The organism is Haloarcula sp. Atlit-120R, from assembly GCF_003665885.1.
Taxonomy (GTDB): domain Archaea; phylum Halobacteriota; class Halobacteria; order Halobacteriales; family Haloarculaceae; genus Haloarcula; species Haloarcula taiwanensis.
In genome coordinates this window covers 24454-42221 of sequence record NZ_QPLN01000004.1, presented here as the reverse complement: position 1 = coordinate 42221, position 17768 = coordinate 24454, and the positions used below count along the sequence as shown (strand labels likewise).

At 66.5% G+C, this 17768-nt stretch carries 17 protein-coding genes; 12 read left to right on the top strand and 5 right to left on the bottom strand.

Translation table 11 applies throughout. The features are described 5' to 3' along the window. Positions 1-83 precede the first annotated feature (83 nt). From DVK01_RS14720 to DVK01_RS14665, 12 genes are all read left to right on the top strand, one after another. On the top strand, positions 84-659 hold the full coding sequence (locus DVK01_RS14720) for a hypothetical protein (RefSeq protein ID WP_101350281.1): 576 nt from the start codon (positions 84-86) through the stop codon (positions 657-659). Continuing rightward, complete coding sequence (locus DVK01_RS14715) at positions 656-1312, top strand: ubiquinol-cytochrome c reductase iron-sulfur subunit (protein WP_101350282.1); 657 nt, start codon at positions 656-658, stop codon at positions 1310-1312. Before DVK01_RS14720 ends, DVK01_RS14715 begins: the two co-directional genes overlap by 4 nt. Then, the gene (locus DVK01_RS14710) at positions 1312-2706 is read left to right on the top strand and encodes a cytochrome bc complex cytochrome b subunit (RefSeq protein ID WP_121537362.1); all 1395 of its coding nucleotides are present in this window, start codon (positions 1312-1314) and stop codon (positions 2704-2706) included. The genes DVK01_RS14715 and DVK01_RS14710 overlap by 1 nt, the downstream gene beginning before the upstream one ends. Next, entirely contained in the window at positions 2703-2885 is a 183-nt protein-coding gene (locus DVK01_RS14705; RefSeq protein WP_101350284.1) for a hypothetical protein, read from the top strand. Before DVK01_RS14710 ends, DVK01_RS14705 begins: the two co-directional genes overlap by 4 nt. Next, a complete protein-coding gene (locus DVK01_RS14700; protein WP_121537360.1) occupies positions 2878-5736 on the top strand; it encodes a molybdopterin-dependent oxidoreductase in 2859 nt (952 codons plus the stop codon). The genes DVK01_RS14705 and DVK01_RS14700 overlap by 8 nt, the downstream gene beginning before the upstream one ends. Beyond that, positions 5733-6809, top strand: coding sequence for a 4Fe-4S dicluster domain-containing protein (locus DVK01_RS14695; protein WP_101350286.1), 1077 nt, complete (start codon positions 5733-5735; stop codon positions 6807-6809). Before DVK01_RS14700 ends, DVK01_RS14695 begins: the two co-directional genes overlap by 4 nt. Then, positions 6802-7635, top strand: coding sequence for an ethylbenzene dehydrogenase-related protein (locus DVK01_RS14690; protein ID WP_121537358.1), 834 nt, complete (start codon positions 6802-6804; stop codon positions 7633-7635). The genes DVK01_RS14695 and DVK01_RS14690 overlap by 8 nt, the downstream gene beginning before the upstream one ends. After that, the gene (locus DVK01_RS14685) at positions 7635-8315 is read left to right on the top strand and encodes a molecular chaperone TorD family protein (protein ID WP_101350287.1); all 681 of its coding nucleotides are present in this window, start codon (positions 7635-7637) and stop codon (positions 8313-8315) included. The genes DVK01_RS14690 and DVK01_RS14685 overlap by 1 nt, the downstream gene beginning before the upstream one ends. Further along, on the top strand, positions 8312-9163 hold the full coding sequence (locus DVK01_RS14680; RefSeq protein WP_101350288.1) for a phosphate ABC transporter permease: 852 nt from the start codon (positions 8312-8314) through the stop codon (positions 9161-9163). Before DVK01_RS14685 ends, DVK01_RS14680 begins: the two co-directional genes overlap by 4 nt. Beyond that, a complete protein-coding gene (locus tag DVK01_RS14675; RefSeq protein WP_121537356.1) occupies positions 9160-10011 on the top strand; it encodes a HEAT repeat domain-containing protein in 852 nt (283 codons plus the stop codon). The genes DVK01_RS14680 and DVK01_RS14675 overlap by 4 nt, the downstream gene beginning before the upstream one ends. A gap of 2 nt (positions 10012-10013) precedes the next feature. Then, entirely contained in the window at positions 10014-11252 is a 1239-nt protein-coding gene (locus DVK01_RS14670) for a P-loop NTPase (protein ID WP_121537354.1), read from the top strand. A 192-nt stretch (positions 11253-11444) separates the two neighbouring features. After that, positions 11445-12056, top strand: a complete 612-nt coding sequence (locus DVK01_RS14665) for a trimeric intracellular cation channel family protein (RefSeq protein WP_101350291.1) — start codon at positions 11445-11447, stop codon at positions 12054-12056. A gap of 223 nt (positions 12057-12279) precedes the next feature. Here DVK01_RS14665 and DVK01_RS14660 read toward each other — a convergent pair whose 3' ends face one another. The 5 genes from DVK01_RS14660 to DVK01_RS14640 are packed head-to-tail and all read right to left on the bottom strand — an operon-like array spanning position 12280 to position 17728. Further along, positions 12280-12867: a molecular chaperone gene (locus DVK01_RS14660; protein WP_101350292.1), complete on the bottom strand. Its 588-nt coding sequence runs from the start codon at positions 12865-12867 to the stop codon at positions 12280-12282. Then, complete coding sequence (gene nrfD / locus DVK01_RS14655) at positions 12864-14165, bottom strand: NrfD/PsrC family molybdoenzyme membrane anchor subunit (RefSeq protein ID WP_101350293.1); 1302 nt, start codon at positions 14163-14165, stop codon at positions 12864-12866. Before nrfD ends, DVK01_RS14660 begins: the two co-directional genes overlap by 4 nt. Then, positions 14165-14995: a sulfate reduction electron transfer complex DsrMKJOP subunit DsrO gene (gene dsrO, locus DVK01_RS14650; RefSeq protein WP_101350294.1), complete on the bottom strand. Its 831-nt coding sequence runs from the start codon at positions 14993-14995 to the stop codon at positions 14165-14167. The genes nrfD and dsrO overlap by 1 nt, the downstream gene beginning before the upstream one ends. A gap of 2 nt (positions 14996-14997) precedes the next feature. After that, positions 14998-17493, bottom strand: a complete 2496-nt coding sequence (locus DVK01_RS14645; protein ID WP_121537352.1) for a molybdopterin-dependent oxidoreductase — start codon at positions 17491-17493, stop codon at positions 14998-15000. Then, on the bottom strand, positions 17486-17728 hold the full coding sequence (locus DVK01_RS14640) for a 4Fe-4S ferredoxin N-terminal domain-containing protein (RefSeq protein WP_121512128.1): 243 nt from the start codon (positions 17726-17728) through the stop codon (positions 17486-17488). Before DVK01_RS14640 ends, DVK01_RS14645 begins: the two co-directional genes overlap by 8 nt. Positions 17729-17768: the final 40 nt, after the last annotated feature.

Sequence of the window (17768 nt, the reverse complement as noted above, 5' to 3'; positions counted from 1 at the left end):
TCATCGGGGTGCTGGGACAAACCCCGAACACAGCGACGCAGATAGCCGTTCGAATCGCTGGCGAACCGAGATGACACAAGATTATGAGACGCAACACGATACTCATCGGTCTGTTGATAACGGCGGTGCTGCTGCCGATGTGGTACGTCGCATTGCACGGCGAGCCACCGTCGGAGGAAATCGCTATCGACGAGAGCGTCAGCGACATCCGTCCGCTCGAAGGCCCGGTCGAGACGCCGAACAAGCTGTCGCCGAGCCAGGTCGGCGTCGTCGTCTGGGTCGCCCTGTTCGGCCTCGTGGGCGTGCTGACGGCCGCCCACCAGTTCATGAACAGAGCGGTCCGGCCACCCGACGACACCGAACCGGTCACCGACGGCGGAACCGTCTCGCTGCCGTGGCTCGACACGGAGAACCGCTGGGTCGTCGAGTACCACGACGCCTCGGACGCCATCGAAGGACTCGTCGCCATGAGCGGACTGACGGTCCTGTCTATCGTCTTCGCGGCGTTGTTCACCGGCGAGTACCTCACGCTCGCCCGGACCCAGTACTTCGGGCTGTACGCGACCGGGATGTTTCTCTCGCTCGCGCTCTCGACGGTCGCGTACTACGCCTGGTTCATGCCGCACGTCGAAGTCGCCGAACTCAGGGGGCACGAATGATAGAGTATCCGAAACCCGATGAAGACGACGAGGAACAGGGCAACGACTGCTCGTGTGACGGGGCCGCCGGTACGTCTCCAACGCTGTACGGGGACGCCCGCGCAGAACTCCGCCGGCGTGACTTCGCGAAGTTCCTCGCGACCGTCGGCGGTCTGACTGCCGTCGCCAGCCTCACCGCACCCCTTGCCAGCACCACGCAGGTGTTCGAGCGAGGGTACAAGGGGCCGGTGTACTCCGACGGCATCCACCTCGTCGACGGCGAGGGCGAGCGCATCACGGAAAGCCGGCTCTCCGAGGGCGAACATATGACCGTGTTCCCGGAGCCCCGGCCCGGCATCGAGGACGCACCGACGCTGCTGGTGCGCTACGCCGAGTCCGACTACGGTAGCGGCGTCGCGGAGGGGTTCACCGTCAGCGGCTACGCCGCCTTCTCGAAGGTGTGTACCCACGCCGGCTGTATGGTCTCCGACAGGGAGGAGGACCTGGTCGTCTGCCCCTGTCACTTCGGGAAATTCAACGTCCTTGAGGGCGCAGCGGTCAGCGGCGGCCCGCCGGGGCGCGCGCTCCCGCAGCTTCCGATTACCGTGACCAGCGACGGATTCCTCGTCGCCACGGGTGACTTCGAGGGGCCAGTCGGCCCCGGAGGTGGATAATGTCCCGCGCCAAAGCCGTCTACGACTGGTTCGACACCCGCCTCGACCTTCAGAACGGCCAGACGTTCCTCGGCAAGGCGTTCCCGGCCGAGGACTCGTTCCTGCTGGGGGAGGTGGCGCTGTTCTGTTTCCTCCTCCTGATCCTGTCGGGGGTCTTCCTCGGGTTCTTCTTCGAACCCTCCACGTCCGACGTGGAGTACGACGGCAGCGTCCAGAAGTTCCAGGGCGAGGAGATGCCCGAGGCGTTCGTCTCGGTGTTGCACATCACCTACGACGTGCCCTTCGGGATGTTCATCCGCCGGCTCCACCACTGGGCGGCTCACCTCTTCGTCGCCTCGATAGGGTTGCACATGTTACGGGTGTTCTTCACGGGCGCGTACCGCAATCCGCGGGAGCCAAACTGGGTCGTCGGCACCGGGCTGGCGGCCCTGTCGATGGGCGCGGCCTACACCGGCTACGCCCTGCCGTTCGACGAGTTCGCCGCCACGGCCACCAGCATCGGCTACAACCTCACCATCTCCATCCCCCTGTTAGGTGATTTCCTCGGCCAGGTGGTGTTCGGGGGGGAGTTCCCCTCCAGCGCCACCATCCCGCGGCTGTACTTCCTGCACGTCCTCGTGATACCGGCGGCCATCGCCGTGGGGCTGGCCGTCCACATGGCCATCCTCATCCGGCAGAAACACACCGAGGCCCCGCGGGAGAGCGACGTGACCGCCGGCCGCCAGCCCGTCGACGAGGACGACGACAGCGTCATCATCGGCCTGCCCGCCTTCCCGAACCAGGCCGCGGTGTCGGCCGTCGTGTTCTTCACCACGGCGGCGACGCTGTCGGCGCTGGCGGGCCTGCTGCCGGTCCACAACGTCGCCGAGTACGGTCCGAACGACCCCGCGTCCACGCCGGAACTCATCATGCCGGACTGGTTCCTGATGTGGGTGTACGGCTTCCTGAAGCTCCTGCCACAGATCAGCTTCAACGTCGGCCCCGCCCACATCAACGGGGAGTTCGTCGGCGGCATCGTCCTCCCGGGACTGGTGTTTGCCGCGGTCGCCGCCTGGCCGTTCATCGACCGGACAGAGCCGACCCACTTCACCGCGGACCCGCTGGACCGGGCCTGGCAGACCGGCGTCGGCGTGGCCGCCGTCGCGTTCATCATGATCGCCTCCATCGCGGGGATGAACAACATCCTCGCGGGCCAGGTGCTCGGGACGACGACCGGCGTGGTCAACCCCATCCTGACGGCCGCGCTGCTGGTCGTCCCGCCCGTCTTCGGCGGGATTACGTACCTCCTGTTGCGCGACGGAGAGCCGTCGCCGTCCCGGGAGGGGGACGTGGCCGCCGACGGCGGCGCTGTCGACAGCGACGCGGACGCCACCGAACGGGAGGGAGACGGATGACGACGAGCGTCGAACTGAGCGAGCGACAGTATCGCCTGCTGGATACGACGAGTAAACTGGTCGGCCTCGCGCTGGTCGCCGCCGGCCTCGAAGTCGGCGGCAGCACATCGACCGGCATCGCACTAGCCGTGGCCGGCACCGCCTGCGCGACTGCGACTGTGTTCATCACCAATGAGTAGACACGACCCGACCGACGACGAGGCGGACAGTGCTGGAATCAGTCGCCGCGACTTCGTGCGCGGCCTCGGAGCCGCGTCGCTGCTGGGCGCAACGGGGCTGTCCTTCGCCGACGACGGCATGGACGGCCTGCAAGCGGTCGACGACCCCATCGGCAATTACCCGTACCGGGACTGGGAGGACCTCTACCGCGACGAGTGGGACTGGGACTCCGTCGCCCGCTCGACCCACAGCGTCAACTGCACTGGCTCCTGTTCCTGGAACGTCTACGTCAAGGACGGCCAGGTCTGGCGCGAGGAGCAGGCCGGCGACTACCCGACCTTCGACGAGAGCCTCCCGGACCCAAACCCGCGTGGCTGCCAGAAGGGGGCTTGCTACACCGACTACGTCAACGCCGACCAGCGCGTGCTCCATCCGCTCCGGCGCACCGGCGAGCGCGGCGAGGGCCAGTGGGAGCGGATTAGCTGGGACGAGGCGCTGACCGAAATCGCCGACCACGTCATCGACGAGGTACAGGCGGGTCGGTACGACGCGATTTCCGGGTTCACGCCGATTCCGGCGATGTCCCCGGTGAGCTTCGCCTCCGGCTCCCGGCTCGTGAACCTGCTCGGCGGCGTCTCCCACAGCTTCTACGACTGGTACTCGGACCTGCCGCCGGGCCAGCCGATTACGTGGGGCACCCAGACCGACAACGCCGAGTCCGCCGACTGGCACAACGCCGACTACATCATCGCCTGGGGGTCGAACATCAACGTCACGCGCATCCCCGACGCGAAGTATTTCCTCGACGCCGGCTACGAGGGCGCAAAGCGGGTCGGTATCTTCACCGACTACTCCCAGACGGCCATTCACACCGACGAGTGGCTCTCGCCCCACGGCGGCAGCGACACCGCGCTCGCGCTTGGGATGGCCCAGACCATCGTCGACGAGGGGCTGTACGACGAGGAGCATCTCAAAGAGCAGACCGACATGCCGCTGCTCGTCCGGGAGGACACCGGCAAGTTCCTCCGGGCCAGCGAAGTCGGCCTCGCCGAGGACGCCGACGACCCCGAGAAGGTGTTCGTCATGGTCGACGCCGACGGCACCCTCCGGCGCGCGCCCGGCTCGCTGGGCGAGCGGGACGGCCAGAAGGACTACTCGTTGAGCATCGAACTCGACTTCGACCCGCAGTTGTCGGTCGAGCGGAGCGTCGAGACCGACGACGGCAGCGTCGCGGTCAGGTCGGTCTGGGAGAACCTCACCGACGAACTCGGCCAGTACACGCCGGAGTTCGTCCACGAGGAGACCGGCGTCGGCGAGAACACCTACCAGCGAGTCGCCCGCGAGTTCGCCGAGGCCGACGCGGCCAAAATCATCCACGGCAAGGGCGTCAACGACTGGTACCACAACGATCTGGGCAACCGCGCCATCCAGTTGCTCGTGACGCTGACGGGCAATCTGGGCGACCCCGGCACCGGCCTGGACCACTACGTCGGCCAAGAGAAGATCTGGTCGTTCCACGGCTGGAAGGTGCTCTCGTTCCCGACCGGCAGCGTCCGCGGGGTCCCGACGACGCTGTGGACGTACTTCCACGCCGGCATCCTCGACAACACCGACCCCGACACCGCCGAGAAGATACGCGAGTCCATCGACGAGGGATGGATGCCGGTCTACCCCGAGGAACGCGAGGACGGGAGCCGGCCGGACCCGTCGACGATGTTCATCTGGCGGGGCAACTACTTCAATCAGGCCAAGGGCAACGTCGCCGTCGAGGAACAGCTCTGGCCCAAACTCGACCTCGTCGTCGACATCAACTTCCGGATGGACTCGACGGCGATGTACTCGGACATCGTCCTGCCGGCGGCCAGCCACTACGAGAAACACGACCTCTCGGAGACGGACATGCACACCTACGTGCACCCGTTCACGCCGGCCGTCGAGCCGCTGGGCGAGGCCAAGACCGACTGGGAAATCTTCCGCCTGCTCGCCGAGAAGATACAGGAGCGGGCCCGTGAACGGGGCGTCGAGCCGGTCGAGGACCGGAAGTTCGACCGGACCATCGACCTGACGACCATCCACGACGACTACGTCCGCGACTGGGAGACCGGCGAGGAGGGGGCGCTGGAGGAAGACAGGGCCGCCGCGGAGTTCATCCTCGAACACTCCGAGGAGACCAACCCCGAGGACAGCGACGAACAGATAACGTTCGACGACATCGAGGACCAGCCCCAGCGGTTCCTCGAAGCTGGCGACCACTGGAGTTCCGACATCAAGGACGGGGAGGCGTACGTCCCGTGGCAGGACTACGTCCACGACAAGAACCCCTGGCCCACCTTCACCGGCCGCCAGCAGTACTACATCGACCACGACTGGTACCTCGAACTCGGCGAAGAACTGCCGACCCACAAGGAGGGGCCGGAGAACACCGGCGGGGACTACCCGCTGTCGTACAACACGCCCCACGGCCGGTGGTCAATCCACTCGACGTGGCGCGACGACCCCAAGATGCTCCGTCTCCAGCGAGGGGAGCCGGTGGTGTACATCAACCCCGAGGACGCCGAGGAGCGCGGCATCGAGGACGGCGACACCGTCGAGGTGTACAACGACCTCGGGGCCGTCGAGGTGCAGGCCAAAATCTACCCGTCCAGCGAGCCGGGGACCGTCCGGCACTTCTTCTCCTGGGAGAAGTTCCAGTACCCCGACCGGGACAACTTCAACACGCTCGTCCCGATGTACATGAAGCCGACCCAGCTAGTGCAGTACCCCGAAGACACCGGCGAGCACCTGCACTTCTTCCCGAACTACTGGGGGCCGACGGGGGTCAACAGCGACGTGCGCGTCGACGTCCGACCGACCGGAGGTGACAGCGAATGAGCACCGACCAACAGGACGAACAGGGCGAGGACGATACGCTGGTCAACGTCGCCGACGGCGTCGACCACCAGGTCGCGATGGTGATGGACCTGAACAAGTGCATCGGCTGCCAGACGTGTACTATCGCCTGCAAGAGTCTCTGGACGGAGGACGGCGGGTCGGAGTACATGTACTGGAACAACGTCGAGACCAAGCCCGGCGAGGGGTACCCGCGGGGCTGGGAGGACTCCGGCGGCGGCTGGGAGTCCAGCGAGCACTCCGACCGCTCACCTGGCGAGATTCCAGACGAGGAAGACTACGGCCGCGCCTGGGAGTTCAACCACAGCGAAATCATGTACGAGGGCAGCGACGAGCCGCTCCGGCCCCGCGAAGGCGCGGAATGGGGCCCCAACTGGGACGAGGACCAGGGGGCCGGCGAGTACCCCAACAGCTACTACTTCTATCTCCCGCGCATCTGCAACCACTGCACCCACCCCTCCTGTGTCGAGGCCTGCCCGCGCTCGGCGCTGTACAAGCGCCAGGAAGACGGCATCGTTCTCGTCGACCAGGACCGCTGTCGGGGCTACCGCTACTGCGTCGAGGGCTGTCCCTACAAGAAGGTGTACTACAACACCGTCTCGAAGAAATCGGAGAAGTGCATCTTCTGTTACCCCCGCATCGAGGGCGAAGGTCCCGATGGAGAGACGTTCGCGCCGGCCTGTGCCGAGGAGTGCCCGCCCCAGCTCCGGCTGGTCGGCTTCCTCGACGACGAGGAGGGTCCGATTCACAAGCTTGTCAACGAGTACGAGGTTGCCCTGCCGCTCCATCCGGAGTTCCGGACCCAGCCCAACGTCTACTACATCCCGCCCTTCGCGCCCGGCCAGCACACGGAGGACGGGGAGACAGTCGACATCGACCGCATCCCACGACAGTACCTCCGGGACCTGTTCGGCGACGGCGTCGACCAAGCCCTCGACACCATCGAGCGCGAGCGCCAGCGGGCCCGACAGGGCGAAGACAGCGAACTGATGGAACTGCTCCAGGACAAGAACCCGGCCAAACAGTACCGATTGGAGGTCTTTGACGATGACTGACCACCGACACACGCTCACACTCACGGCGGTGCTGGCGGGGCTCATCGTCGTTTCGACGGTGGCCGCGCCGATGGCCAGCGCCCGGCCAGCACACGAGATACCGGTTTCGGAGGTATCGACGGCCGACCTCGCACAGCCGGACGCCGACGGGTGGACGGGGGTGCCGGCCTCTGACGTGCCGCTTTCGAGCGCCCCGAGTAGCGTCCCGAACGCCGACGACACGTCCGTCGAGACGGTCGACGTGCAGGCGGCCCGGACTGACGAGCGCCTGTACGTCCGTCTGCAGTGGCACGACGCGACACGGGATACAAACGCCAGCGCCACACGGGCGTTCGCCGACGCGGTCGCGGTCCAGTTCCCGGTCAACACGAGTTCTCGGCCGCCGATAGCGATGGGCGGCCCGGACAACCGCGTCAACGTCTGGTACTGGAGCGGGTCGACCGGGACGCAGGAACTGCTGGCCGGCGGAGTCGGTTCGACAACCGCCTTCGAGAACCCGACCGTCTCGGCCAACGCGAGTCACAGCGGCACCGGCGGCAACGCCACCTGGACGGTGGTCTACTCGCGGCCGCTGGACGTCTCCGGCGAGAACCGGACCGACCTGCGGACCGACGGCGACCTCGACGTGGCCTTCGCCGTCTGGAACGGCTCCAACGGCGAGCGGTCCGGCCAGAAAGCGGTCAGCGAGTGGCACTACTACCCGTTCAGCGGCGGCCCGCAGGGCCCGCCCTACGAGACACTGCTGTGGACCGTCGCCGGTATCGCCATCGTCGCTGTCGTCGGCGTCACCGGCTTCGGCATCTATCGGACACGGGGGGTCGAGTGATGGCGAGCACGCCAGCCGACTCGATAGATGACCTCGATGAGACTGCCGCTGCCCGCGGCGCGGTGTACGCGACGCTCGCCAAGGCGTTCGAGTACCCCGAGGAGTCGTTCCACAGCGCGGCGGCCGACGGGACGCTGGAAGCGGATTTGCAAGCGTGTCTCGACCGGACAGGCCTCGACGTGACCGTCCCGTCGCTCACCACCGGTGATGACTACGAGACGCTCGCGGCCCGCTACAACGACATCTTCGAACTCGGCTACAGCGAGTACACCGACCGCACCGACGGCTCGCTGGAGGCCGAGGGGCCGCCAGTCCCGCTGTACGAGTCCAAATACCGGCCGGACCACTCCTGGAACGACGTGAATCTCGACCTCTCGCGGGCCTACAGCCACTACGGCCTCGAAATCGACCAGGAGACCCGGGACAACCACGACGCCGTGACCTACGAACTGGAGTTCGCGGGCTACCTGGCCCGCCGGGAAGCCGCCATCGGAGACGACGCCGCAAGTGCCAGGCTTGACTTCCACGACCGCCACCTCGGCCACGCCGCGGCCGGCGTCGCCGACCGGCTGGCCGACGAGCCGGGGACCGACATCTACGGCGGCTTCGGCGAACTGCTGGAGGCGTTCGTCCGGGCCGACCGAAACGACCTCGCGGACCGACTGGAGGGGAAGCGATGACAGCCACCTTCCAGCAGCGAGTCCGGCCGCTACTGCTCGGCGGGGACCGCTCGCTCGCGGACCTCGCGGTCGGCACGGCGGCCGTCGCGGTGGCCGCCCGCTACCTCGCGGTTCTGTTCGTCAACGCGCCGGGATACGGGGTCCCGGTCGCGCCCGGCCCGTTGACGGTCGCGTCCACGGCCGTCGTCGCCGCCGCGGCGGTCACCGTCGCCGTCACCGACGCCGACCCGGCCGCCGGCGTCGGCCTGCTGTTCGTCGGCGTGTTCGGCCTGCTGTCGGTCGTCAGTAGCGCTGTGGCGCTCCCGGCGGCCGCCGCCGTCGTCCTCGGGACGGCGACGGTCGCGGCGGTCTCGGGCCGACGGCTGGACCCCGTCTCGGCGGCCGCGTCCGCCCTGCTCGTCGCGGCGCTGAGCGTCGGGCTGGCGAGCGGCGTCGGCGGCTGGACGGGGCTCCGACCGGCGGCCTCGACCGCGGCGCTGCTCGGGGTCGCGGCGACGCCGGCGTTCGCCGCGACGGACTGGCGATCGCTGTCGACGGCGGACTGGGGCGCGATACTCGGCGGCGTCGCCGCCTTCGCCGTCGTCCTCGCGGTCGGCCGCGCCGTCCCGTTCGTCACCGGCGCGGTCACGCTCACCGGCAGCGGCGTTGTCGGAACGAGCCTCCCGGTGGTAGCACTGGCCGCGGCCGGCGCGGTGACGACGGCCAGCGCCGCCAGCCGGACCCGCCGCTGGACGCTGCTTGCCGGCGTCGCGCTGGTCGCGTTCGCCGGCGTCCCGGCCTCGCTCCCGCGGGCGCTCCCGTTCGCGCTCGGGGTCGCCGCGCTCACGCGCGGGGAGGGACAGCCATGACCGGGTGCCACGACGACGACGAGTTCGAGAAGCACCTCGAAGAGGACCCCGACCCGCAACTGGACCCCGAGCGCAGCCCGGGCCTGCACACCGACATCGAGGCGCTAGAGGACATCGAGGTGAGCCGCGAAGACGTGACCATCGGCGAGGCGACGCCGGAGGAACTGGCCGCGAGCGACACCGAACCTGTCGAGGACGACGCGGCGGCGTCGCTGCTGTCCGACATCGAACACGGGGAAAAGACCGAGCGCCGCCGCGCCGCGCTCGAACTCAAAGACCGCGCGTCCACCGACGAAATCGTGGCGGCACTGGCCCGCGCCGCGACGACCGACGACGACAGCGACGTGCGCCAGTTCGCCGTCGAGGCGCTGACCGCCCACGGCGGTGAGCGGGCCGCAGCGGTGGCGGTGGAACTGCTTTCCGACCCCGACCCGTGGGTCCGGGCCGAAGCCGTCGTCACGCTCGACAACGTCGACCGCGAGGCCCACGAAGAGGATATCGCGGCCGCTATACACGACGACCACCACGCGGTCCGGCGCAACGCGGCCATCTCGCTGTTCAAACTCCGCGGCGAGGGGATGGCCGACCTGCTGTTAGAGCAGAGCCGGGACGACAGCGAGCGGGTCCGCGAGTGGGCCGCGCACATGCTCGGCGGCGTCGACGAGGACCGCGCTCGCGAGCGACTCCGCGAACTCACCGACGACCCGGCAACCGTGGTCCGCCAGACCGCCGAGCGGTCCCTCGAAGCGGACCCCGGACGGTTCCGCCGACAGTTCGGCGGCGCGCTGGAGAACGACGCCCGACTCCTGCCCGGCGAAGACAGACTCAATCGGATGCCCGACCTCTGACGATGACTGACGGAACGCCCACCACACTGACCGACCGTATCGAAGCCGCACTGCGAGACGTGCGCGACCCGAACGCCGACCTCTCCGTGTTCGACGCGGGCTTCGTCGAGAACATCGACGCGGCCAACGGCGACGTGACGATCGAGGCCGACCTGACCGCGCTGGACGGCCAGACGAGCACGCAAGTCGTCCAGGCGATGCTCCACGCGGTCGACGACGTGGACGGCGTCGACAGCGTCCACGTCGAACGGACGACGCCATCGAGCGAGGGGCAGGCCGGTGTCGAGTCGTTCGACCACGTTATCGCCGTCGCCAGCGCGAAGGGCGGCGTCGGCAAGTCGACGGTCGCCACGCATCTGGCCTGCGCGCTGGCCGCCGACAGCGACGTGGCGCTGTTCGACGCCGACATCCACGGCCCGAACGTCCCCGAGTTGCTTGACGTGAGCGGCCCGGTCCACTCCAGCGAGGAGGGCGACCCGCTCCCGGTCCGAGCGGGCGACATGGACGTGATGAGCGTCGGTCTGATGGAAAGCGGCGCGCCGCTGGCCTGGCGCGGCGCGATGGCCCACGACGCCCTCGACGATCTGTTCGAGAACACCGCATGGCGCAACGACGAGATACTGGTGCTTGACCTGCCCCCCGGAACCGGTGACGTGGTGCTGACGACGCTACAGGAGGTCCCCGTCGACGGAGTCGTCGTCGTGACGACGCCGTTTCACGCCAGCGTCAGCGACACCAGCCGAACGGTCGAGCTGTTCCGCGACAACGACGTGCCGGTCCTGGGAACCGTCGTCAACATGGCCGAATACGTCTGTGATTGCTGTGGCGAGCCCAACGACCTGTTCACCGGTAGTGCGCTTGAAGACCTCGATGCCGAGGTGCTGGCCGAACTCCCGTTCTCGCAGGACCTGCAGGAAACGCCAGTGCCCGGCGACGTGCCCAGCGCGGTCAGCGATTTGGGGGATGCCGTGGAATCGGCCCTCGACACCGCCGGCGAGGTGGGCGTCGAACCAACCGCCGATATCCGGGGCCTGCCGCCACAGGAACGCAAGGATCTGGTTCGAGAGCAGTTCACCGCGCTGGACAGCGGCGAGTCGTTCGTCCTCGTCAGCGACCGCGACCCGACGCCGGTCGGGCAGTTCCTGGGCCGGCTCGCGGAGGCCCCGCGAGAAGCCTTCGACCCGTTCGAGGTCCGCCGAGCGACACCGTCCGACTGGGTGCTGGAGACTGTCAAGCCGTAGGACGGTCGCTGGCAGTCGACAGTGATAGCCGGGGACATACCTCGCGGGCAGGACTAAAGGCATAATTGTCCGCACCCGTAGTAGTAGCATAATGACCGCGATACTCGTGACAGCGGGTCGACTCCCCCGGGGTCGCGCACGCACCGTGCCCCGGCGGGTCGGAGGGGTAGCGTGACCGACGCGTTTGCGGTGATGAACGCTATCGGGCTGGTCGGGTTCGCGTTCGTCGGCGCGGCGAAGGCTGTCGAGGAGCGCTACGACGTGTTCGGCGTCACGGTCGTCGGCGTGATGACGGCGCTGGGTGGCGGGACGACGCGGGACCTGCTGTTGAACCGCGTTCCGAACTCCCTGCAGTCGCCCGGCGAAGTGGCCCTGTCGCTCCTCGGCGTCGCCGCCGCCGTTTTGCTCGTGCATTTCCTCGACGACGGCCACCAGCATCCGGTCGTCCTGACGGCCGACGCCATCGGGCTGGCGGCGTTCACCACCACCGGAGCGCTGCTGGGTCATCAGGCCGGCCTCCCGGTGTTTGCCGTCGTCGCGCTGGCGACGGTCAACGCGGCCGGCGGCGGCGCGATATCGGACCTGCTGCTGGGCCGGACGCCGTTCATCCTCCGCGAGGACTTCTACGCGTCCTGTGCCGTTATCGGTGGTCTCGCCTTCTGGGCGCTGGCACAGATGGGCGTGCCGCTCAGCGTAGCATCGGCTGGGTGCGCGCTCGCGGTGCTGTTGGCCCGGGGGCTGGGCATCGGTCGCGGATGGTCGCTCCCGACGGTGCAGGCGTGGGAACGACGCGACGCACAGTAGGACCGCGCCGCCGCTCCGGATTCTCGTCTGTCATGCCCCGCTCTCCTGCATCCGCTGGGCTTCGTCGCTGTGACCGACTGTGCGACCGCCTGCGGGAGCTGTCTCTCGTACTCGTCGCGATGGCGATGACGGCGCACACGACTCTGAGCGGGTATTGACCGCGAAAATGGATGAGGAAACAGTCAGCCGCCGCGACAAACCCGGTCAGTGCCCCGCAGGTCCGCTATTGCCCGAGCATCTCCCGGGTCGTGGCTGCCAGTGACGCGTAGAACGCTTCGCGTGTCTCTGCCTCGACGTGGCCGAGGAACTCGTCAGCCCACGCATCAAGATGCTCCGCACGGAACTGGGAAAGCCGTTCGTCGAGACCCGCTTCTGCCAGATAAGCGGCGAACTCCAGTTCGGTCGCAATGTGGTCGGGGAGGTCCGGATGGTCGGCCGCAGGCTGGACGCCGAACTCCCGGTACCAGCGCACGACAGCCATCGTAGCTGGTCCCTTGACCGGGCCGAGTTCGTCCGGGTCGTCGCCGTCGCGATAGACGCTCTCGTAGGGTGGACACGGTGGCCCTTCCGGCCCGATAAACAGCCGGGTGTACTCGGCGCTGAGACGGCGAAGGTCAACAGAGCCAACGTCGCCGACTACCGGGACCAGTTCGCCGGTCTCGACGGCTTCGACCAACTGTTCGGTCGGTTCCCGCCAGCATTCGGCGAGGACGGCGTAGGTCGCTGCGGCGTCCGAGCGGAATCCGTCGCTGTCTGTGCTGCGCTCGGATGCTCGCTCACGCTTGGCGGGGGCATCAGTCTGTCCAGTCATTGTCGCTCCTGTCGACCGCCGTCAGTCGCGTACGACTCCGGTCTCTCGACTCGCTGAATCGGGACGTATTTCAGGCCGAGCGTGACAATGAGTGCGCCGAAGGCGACGATACCGAGGGTGACAACCACCTCGACCAGCGTCGGGGTGTAGGCCCCCGCAGTCGCCCAGATGTCTGTCGTGATGCCGGCGTACTCGCCACCGGTCGAGATGCCCGGTGGGAGGTCGATGTTAGCGACTTCGTATCCCGTGAACACCAGCCGGATCCCTTCGAACATCGTGCCGAAGACCGCGAGGAGGCTCGCGGTGAAGATGACCGACACGCGCTTCCGAAGCGATGGAATCATCAGCATGATGAGCGGGACTGCCCCGCCGACGACGGTCCAGAGCCAGAAGTAGACGGACTCGCCGATGAGGAAGCTGCTGGTGATGGCCCAGAACTCGAAGTGGTTCGCCCAGGCGTGGGGCAGTCGCTCGGCCGCAAGCAGGTAGACCACGTGCAGCGCGAGGAAGATGCCGAGTATCTTCCCGAGACTCGTGAGTTCCTCGCGGTCGACCTCGTAGTTCGTGAGCCGGTCTGCGAGTACCGACACGACCAGCAACAGCCCGAGCCCGGAGACAAGCGCCTTGGCGATGAACACCGGTGCGACGAGGGGGCTGAACCAGTCGCCACGTCCGATCTGCGTCGCGAAGATCCACCCGGTCACTGAGTGGAGTGCGACGGCGGTCGGGAGGGCGAGTGCCGCGGTCCAGAACATGAGCGTGCGGTCACGCTTGCGTCCGGCGTCGGTGTCATCGACACCCAGTGCGAGCGGCGACCCCCGCGCAGCAAGGTCGCGGCGAGTCAAGAGCCACAGATACCAGAGGTTTAGCACGCCATAGAGGATGACAATGCCGAAGTCCCACACCATCGGCGAGCGGAAGTCCGGCGAGGTGACAAACTGGTAGAGCCGCTCGGGCCGCCCGATGTCCGGGAGGATGAGCAGGCCCGCGACGGTGATACAGGCGAGACTGACCAGCACGCCGAGCCGTGCGAACCCCTCGTAGCGGTGTGAATGGAAGAACTTCGGTGCGCTGGAGATGATGAGCCCCCCGGCAGACAGCCCGACGAACAGGACGAACATCATGATGTACAGCCCCCACGAGAAGACGTTGCGCATCCCCGTGGCGACCAGCCCAGTGGTAAGTTGGTAGCCCCAGGCTGCCAGTCCAGCGACCATGAGGGTCGCGAGCAGCCCGAGCCACAGCTTTCCTTTCGTCCCGAAGGCCGGAATCGCGATCCGTGACGAGTCAGCGGCCATCAGTCATCACCTCCGGACCCCACTGCCGGGACGTGTGGATCTGCATCACCCTCGATGGAGTGGTGGCTGCCACCCGAGCCGCTACTGTCGCTGCCACCGGCCTCAGATGGCACGTCCTCGGTCCCATCGGACCACGGAGAAACATCGTCGAGTTCGCTCTCCATCTTATCCGACGTCTGCGGCCGACCGGGACTCATCTCGCCGCTGATGTAGTGCGTCTTCGGGTCCGTTCCGCGGTCTTCGAGGAGCTGGTCCGTCTCGTACTCGTTGATGTACTTCGAGACGGTACTCCCCTCGTCGTCGAGGTCGCCGAAGATGCGTGCGTCGGCCGGGCAGTTGACGACACAGGCCGGGTCGAGTCCCTCGTCGACGCGGTGGCTACAGAACGTACACTTCTCGACGACGCCCTGTGGCCGCGCGGCAACGTCGCCCGTCCCCTCCTCGGGCATCTGCTCGGGTTCGTCCCAGTTGAACACCCGCGCGTTGTACGGGCAGGCGGCCATACAGTAGCGACAGCCGATGCACTTGTCGTAGTCGATCTCGACGATCCCGTCGTCCCGGGTGTACGTCGCGTTGACCGGACAGACCTTCACGCAGGGGGCGTTTTCGCAGTGCTGGCACGCCGTCGGCTGGTACTCCATATCCAGCGACCCGCTCCCCCCGTCTTCGGGATAGCCACCGGACGGGGTGTCGATCTTGTCGCCGCCCTCCGTCAGGACACGGTTCCAGAACTGTCCCATCGGGACGTTGTTCTCCTGTTTACACGACACTGCGCATGCCTGACAGCCGATACACCGCTCCTGGTCGATTACTAGGCCGTAGTTCGTCATCGTTAGTCACCTCCTGCGCGTGGTGCGTCGGCACCTGCTCCGCGCGGGTTATCGGCTTCGTACTTGTCTGTGTCGACATCATCGGGGGCGGGTTCGACTTCGACCCGGACGTCGTAGAACGCCATCGTCTGGCCGACCTCACTGACCTCGTTGTGCGTGAGGTCGTTGTGGTGGCCCGCGATGTAGTCGCGTGACCACCATCCCTGGTCAGTGTTTACCAGCCCCGGTTGGAACGCCTCGTTGTACTTCGCCTTCACGATCATCTCGCCGCGGTCGTTGTACACCCGGACGTACTCGCCGTCCTCGATGCCGCGGGCCTTCGCATCCGACGGATGGATGTCCAGCTGTGGTTCGGGGTTGACCTCACGCACCCAGTTCAGCATCTCGTACTGCGAGTGGATTCGGAACCGACTGTGCTTCTGCATGAACATCAGCGGGTACTCGTCGGCCTTCTCGTAGTCGTCGGCTGTCCGGTCTTCGAGTGGCCGCGGGAGGTCGAACGTCACGCCCTCCTCGCTCGGGGCGTCATCGTCGTACATCTTGATTCGCCCCGTGTCGGTGGGGAACGCATCGGTGAACTTGACGATGGGAATGTTCTGCTTCTTCTGTGTGCCCTGCTCGGACAGCGTCTCGAAGTCGATGGCGTCGTCCCGGCTGGCGAGTTCCCGGAGCAGTTCACGTTTTGTCTCCGGGAAGTAATCACCAAATCCAAGTCGCTCCGCGAGCCCGCGGATCGCGTAGTAGTCATCTCTGGCCTCCCACATCGGCTCCTGGACCTTGTGTCGATAGCTGATGTGTGGATGGGACCCCCAGCTGGAAACGATGTCCTCCTGTTCGAACCAGTGTGGGACCGGGAAGATTATGTCTGCATGCTGGACCGTATCCGTGTGATGCATGTCCGCGACGACGAACATCTCGAGGCTCTTGATAGCCTCTCTGAACCGCTGTCGGTCCGGGAACTGGTTGCCCATCATGTTCGACTCGATTGAGTAAACGGCCCTGACCTTGTGCGGGTCACCGTCGATCATCGCGTCCGGGTAGTCGGAGAAGCGCACCGATGGTCCGGGATCAGCATCTTCGGGCGTACTCCAGCCGCCGGTACTGAGCGTTGCACCGCCGGAGTGGTGCGCGTGGATGTTTCCGTGCCGGCCGTAGTCACCGGTCAGCCCCATCAGCATCGCATAGGTCTGGCCGAAGATGTGCCCGTGTTTGTACCGCCCGAGCGCGTAGCTCGGGGCGATGCCACCGGGGCCACGAGTCGCCAGCCACCGGACTGCAGTGCGGATGTTCTCCGCGTCGACACCAGTCTGCTCGGCGACTTCCGACGGCGCGTAGTCAGCTACGTGGTCTCGGAGTCTGGTCAGTGCCGTCTCACACTCGATGCCGTCGACAGTGAACTCCCCGAACAGCGCATACGGGCCGTCGGTCTCGGGTTCGAGTTCGACTGCCGTGTTACTTCCCTGTTCGACAGCGACGACCTGATCATCACTGCCGTCGTCGAAGACAGTGCTCGACTTGAGCAGGTCGCCGGTATCTTTCCGGACTAGCGCAGGACCGGTCGTCCGCTGCCGAAGGAACTGTTCGTCGTACGTCCCGTCCTCGAAGACGGTGTGCATCATCGCAAGCGCGAGATGCACGTCTTTCCCGGGTTTGACCGGGAGCCACAGGTCGGCTTTCGATGCCGTCGTCGTGTACACTGGGTCGACCACGACGAGCTTCGCCCCGTTCTCGACGGCATCGAGCACCTCCGAGGCGTCCATCTGGAACTGGCTGGAGAAGAGGTCCGACCCCCAGACAATGATGGTGTTCGCGTTCTCCCAGTCTTCGGCTTCGTTCGTCGAGGGCAGGTAGAAGCCGGTCCCGGTGACACGGTTGAAGCCGCGGCCGACGTTCGTGTCAATTGTGGACGCAGGCTGGGTCGAGCCGAACAGAGAGGCCAGGCGGCTGAACGCCGTTCCGGACTGTCCGTAATTCCCGAATCCCACATGGAAGAGAACACTTTCTGGGCCGAAGTCTGCTTTCAGCGACTGCATCTTGTCGGCGACTAAATCAAGCGCCTCGTCCCACGAGACGCGCTCGAACTCGGCGTCCGGACCGCGTCCGTCGGGGTTTGGCGCGTCGGGCGACCAGTCTGTGCGCTTCATCGGGTACTTCAGTCTCGTCGGGTCGTACACACGCTGGGTGTGTGAGAGGCCGAGCACACAGGCCCGCTTGTACTGCTCGTCTTCCGGCGGGTGTGGCTCGACCTTCTTCACCTGGCCGTCGCGGACGTGGACGTCGATGGGACACTTCCCGCGACAGTTCGGCGAGCAGACGGTCTGGATGACCTCGTTTTGCCCGACGTAGCTCTCGATACCGGAATCGCGGTTTGACGGCCCGGTTCCGTCTCCGCTTTCGACCAGCGTCTGGAAGAACTCGCCCCCGCCAAGACCGAGGGCAGCGGCTGCTCCGCTGGCTTTCAGTACGTCACGTCGGTAAACGCCGTCGTCGTCAGTCATCGTCGAATCCCTCAGGTTTGGTCGGCCGCTCGTCTTCACCGAACTCCGCCAGTACCTCCTCGTGGTACTTTTCATGGAATTCGGCGTCGCTCAGTTCCCCGTTCGAGACGCGAATCGCGTCACGAGCCATCCGTAGCCCCAACTCAGTGTCGTACTCGACGCCGTCAAGCATCGCTGTTGCTTCATCTTCCCACTCATCAATCGGCGTCAATCTCGGCTGCTGTGGGTTATTCATGGCTCTAGTTGTCGATTTCTTTCGGACCTCGGTAGGACGC

Coding starts and splice junctions, on each gene's coding strand:
- DVK01_RS14670 (WP_121537354.1), top strand. CDS start 10,014: ATGACTGACGGAACGCCCACCACACTGACCGACCGTATCGAAGCCGCA.
- DVK01_RS14695 (WP_101350286.1), top strand. CDS start 5,733: ATGAGCACCGACCAACAGGACGAACAGGGCGAGGACGATACGCTGGTC.
- dsrO (WP_101350294.1), bottom strand. CDS start 14,995: ATGACGAACTACGGCCTAGTAATCGACCAGGAGCGGTGTATCGGCTGT.
- DVK01_RS14715 (WP_101350282.1), top strand. CDS start 656: ATGATAGAGTATCCGAAACCCGATGAAGACGACGAGGAACAGGGCAAC.
- DVK01_RS14645 (WP_121537352.1), bottom strand. CDS start 17,493: ATGACTGACGACGACGGCGTTTACCGACGTGACGTACTGAAAGCCAGC.
- DVK01_RS14700 (WP_121537360.1), top strand. CDS start 2,878: ATGAGTAGACACGACCCGACCGACGACGAGGCGGACAGTGCTGGAATC.
- DVK01_RS14720 (WP_101350281.1), top strand. CDS start 84: ATGAGACGCAACACGATACTCATCGGTCTGTTGATAACGGCGGTGCTG.
- DVK01_RS14680 (WP_101350288.1), top strand. CDS start 8,312: ATGACAGCCACCTTCCAGCAGCGAGTCCGGCCGCTACTGCTCGGCGGG.
- nrfD (WP_101350293.1), bottom strand. CDS start 14,165: ATGGCCGCTGACTCGTCACGGATCGCGATTCCGGCCTTCGGGACGAAA.
- DVK01_RS14665 (WP_101350291.1), top strand. CDS start 11,445: ATGAACGCTATCGGGCTGGTCGGGTTCGCGTTCGTCGGCGCGGCGAAG.
- DVK01_RS14640 (WP_121512128.1), bottom strand. CDS start 17,728: ATGAATAACCCACAGCAGCCGAGATTGACGCCGATTGATGAGTGGGAA.
- DVK01_RS14690 (WP_121537358.1), top strand. CDS start 6,802: ATGACTGACCACCGACACACGCTCACACTCACGGCGGTGCTGGCGGGG.
- DVK01_RS14675 (WP_121537356.1), top strand. CDS start 9,160: ATGACCGGGTGCCACGACGACGACGAGTTCGAGAAGCACCTCGAAGAG.
- DVK01_RS14710 (WP_121537362.1), top strand. CDS start 1,312: ATGTCCCGCGCCAAAGCCGTCTACGACTGGTTCGACACCCGCCTCGAC.
- DVK01_RS14660 (WP_101350292.1), bottom strand. CDS start 12,867: ATGACTGGACAGACTGATGCCCCCGCCAAGCGTGAGCGAGCATCCGAG.
- DVK01_RS14705 (WP_101350284.1), top strand. CDS start 2,703: ATGACGACGAGCGTCGAACTGAGCGAGCGACAGTATCGCCTGCTGGAT.
- DVK01_RS14685 (WP_101350287.1), top strand. CDS start 7,635: ATGGCGAGCACGCCAGCCGACTCGATAGATGACCTCGATGAGACTGCC.